This is a genomic window from Okeania sp. SIO2B3 (assembly GCF_010672525.1).
In the GTDB taxonomy this organism is placed as follows: domain Bacteria; phylum Cyanobacteriota; class Cyanobacteriia; order Cyanobacteriales; family Microcoleaceae; genus Okeania.
Genome location: NZ_JAAHGH010000214.1, coordinates 1 through 3,336, shown reverse-complemented (window position 1 = coordinate 3,336; position 3,336 = coordinate 1). Strand labels below are relative to the sequence as shown.

Annotated in this window: 1 protein-coding gene; it reads left to right on the top strand. The window is 37.5% G+C overall.

Features of this window, described 5'->3' with window-relative positions; genetic code table 11:
* Positions 1 to 1,387: 1,387 nt before the first annotated feature.
* Positions 1,388 to 2,731, top strand: a complete 1,344-nt coding sequence (locus F6K15_RS37635; RefSeq protein ID WP_363269557.1) for a 3-isopropylmalate dehydratase large subunit — start codon at positions 1,388 to 1,390, stop codon at positions 2,729 to 2,731.
* The last annotated feature ends 605 nt before the right edge of the window (positions 2,732 to 3,336 follow it).

Genomic DNA, 3,336 nt, shown 5'->3' with positions numbered 1-3,336 from the left:
CACACAATCAAAGCAGAGAAAACTATCATCCGCTGAAGCACTTCAATAATAAAGAAGTGACAAGAAGTAGCGACACCGAAAAATTTTCACCCCATCAACACATCCATACATTGACTCATGCAGAAGCGATGTAGCTAACGCACTTGCTCCGCCAACACTATCTTCACAAATGCAAGACATCATCTTGTGAAGCACCAAAAAAACGGCAAGGATTTTCCCTTTGCATCCTCAAAAAAATCATAGTAGTATGTAATTATTGGGTGTTACTCGTACCTACGCATGACTTTTTATTCAACTAAAATAGAAAAACTTATATTTTGCGTTGATACTTAATAGACTTGTCGCTTTATAACTTCAAAAATCCCCAAAAACCTTGTTCTATAACGATTGTAGCTATTGGCAGTTAAAAAGCCTTGGAGTTATTGCTCTGTCTAGGTTGGAGCGATTTTTTCCCTCTATTTAGCGACAAGTCTAATCTAAAAATCATTACTACTCAGCAACGCCCTTTTAATGGTGCTTATTATTAATAAATCTACCCGTAAATTTTTTTCAAATATTGCTCGTTCTAGTGGCACTACGGGGAAGTTAAAAGTCATGCATTTAAAAGCAAGTGTGTAATTCTGAGGTTTCCTCAGAATGTAAGACACACTTCATTTCAGTCAAAAGTATTGAAGCGTTTCCCAAGGTAATAAGGTACATTTGTCGATCTTCATTTATCAATTCCTACAGAACCAGAATTACTACTCCCTAAAACCAAGGAATTTTGTACAGAAACGCTTTTTGGGAATTGCTATATGTTTTGAAAATAATTATATTAACTCCCAAAAACTACCCTTTAATATATTTTGATGATTAAGCGATCGCTAAAATAACTTATTTGATTGTTATTGTTTTTGTATCACCTTTAGCTTTCAAAATCACAAAAATAAAGCAATTTTAAAATCAGAAGTCAAGAGTAGAATGTTGTAACTTTTAATTTTTGATTTTTTGCTTACTTTCTAGAGTGTTTCTAACATTTTGAGGCACTCTCAGAATTACCTCCTCACCCTTGACCAAAAAGTAAGGTAAATAGCCTCCCCTTTTAAGGGGATAAAACGGTCGTTTGCTTTTGCTTCGCAAAACTGGCGTAACGCAACGCTGACGCGAAACGCGACAGCGGAACGGAGTTCTCTCTTCGGAGCTTCCCGGAGGGTGGGATGGCTCCGAAACCTGCGCTGTCCGACCATCGACCAAGAGAAAATAAACTTCAGTATTTTCGTAGCCTCCCTATTCCATGAGGTGCTGATAACTGATAACTGATAACTGAAATGACTTGCCCGAAACAATATTAGGTTGTCTAAAATACACTTGTAAACTACTTAAATCATCACCAGTAGAGGAAACATTTATGGCAATGACTATGGTTGAAAAAATCCTGGCCAAAGCATCAGGAAAATCTACCGTTACCCCAGGAGAAAATATTTGGATTAACGTAGATGTTCTAATGACCCATGATGTGTGTGGTCCTGGTACTATTGGCATCTTTAAAAAAGAATTTGGCGAAAAAGCCCAAGTTTGGGACCGGGAAAAAATCGTTCTTATCCCAGACCACTATATTTTCACCACCGACAAACGAGCTAACCGTAACGTAGATATTCTGCGAGACTTTGCCCAAGAACAAAACATCAAATACTTTTACGACATTACCGATCGCTCAAATTTCAAAGCCAACCCAGACTACAAAGGAGTTTGCCACGTTGCTCTAGCCCAAGAAGGGCACACCCGTCCAGGGGAAGTTTTATTTGGTACAGACTCCCATACTTGTAATGCAGGTGCTTTTGGACAATTTGCCACAGGTATCGGCAATACTGATGCTGCTTTTATTTTAGGAACTGGCAAACTACTTGTAAAAGTTCCAGCAACTATGCGGTTTGTCTTGAATGGGGAAATGCCGGACTATTTATTAGCAAAAGATTTAATCTTGCAAATTATTGGAGATATTTCTGTTTCCGGCGCTACTTATAGAACAATGGAATTTGCAGGAGAGACAGTGAAACAGATGACCATGGAAGAACGAATGACCCTTTGCAATATGGTCATTGAAGCAGGTGGTAAAAATGGAGTTATCGCTGCGGATGAGACTACTTTTAAATATTTACAAGGTCGAACAGATAAAACATTTGAGTCATTTCATACAGATGAAAATGCGACATTTTATAGCGTTGGCGCTAGCCGTGCGGAGCACTATCGCTCCTACGATGTGACAAAATTAGAACCAGTCGTAGCTAAACCTCATTCTCCAGATAATAAAGAACTTGCTCGTAATTGTCAGGATGTTAAAATTGACCGAGTTTATATTGGTTCTTGTACAGGTGGAAAAACTTCTGATTTTCTTCATGCAGCTAAACTTATTAAAGGTCATCAAGTGAAAGTTCCCACCTATTTAGTACCAGCAACTCAGAAAGTTTATGAGGATTTATTTAGCTTAAAACATGATGGAAAAACCCTCTCAGAAATATTTTTAGATGCTGGTTGTATTGAACCTGCTGCTCCGTCTTGTGCTGCTTGTTTAGGCGGACCAAAAGATACATTTGGGCGATTAAATGAACCAGAAATTTGTGTGTCTACAACTAATCGTAATTTCCCTGGTCGAATGGGGAATAAACAGGCACAAGTTTATTTAGCTTCTCCCTACACAGCAGCAGCTTCAGCACTGACTGGATATGTTACCGACCCACGAGAATTTATGTAAATTTGTTGCCAGTTTATCAATAAAGAATTTAGGAGTCAGGAGTCATAATTGAATTATGTATGTAGAAATAAATGAATATATTGTTTAAATTTTTCCAGTAAATCTAATATTGATTGATATTTGATTAGTGGAAATTTATCAACTACAGCATTAATTAATTTTGACTCCTGGCTACTTTCATATTGCTAAGATCGCAAAAGTTTATGATACTTTAATCTCATAACTAAGGCGCTATAGTTAAAAAAATCATTAATCTACCATTTATAGCGCTGTGCGCAGGCAACAGCTCCGGAAGGCAACAGCTCCGGAAGGGGGAATAAATTGCTGATAATATAAGGCTTTTAGCTATTGGACACCTCCTGCAATTTGTAAATATGCCAGCGCACATTGCTATACATCAGAGCCCTCGCCACAAAAAAACCTATCTAAAATCTAATAACCCAGGCGCTATAGTTAAAAAAATCATTAATCTACCATTTACATCAGAGCCCTCGCCACAAAAAAACCTATCTAAAATCTAATAACCCAGGCGCTATAGTTAAAAAAATCATTAATCTACCATTTACATCAGAGCCCTCGCCACAAAAAAACCTATCTAAAATCTA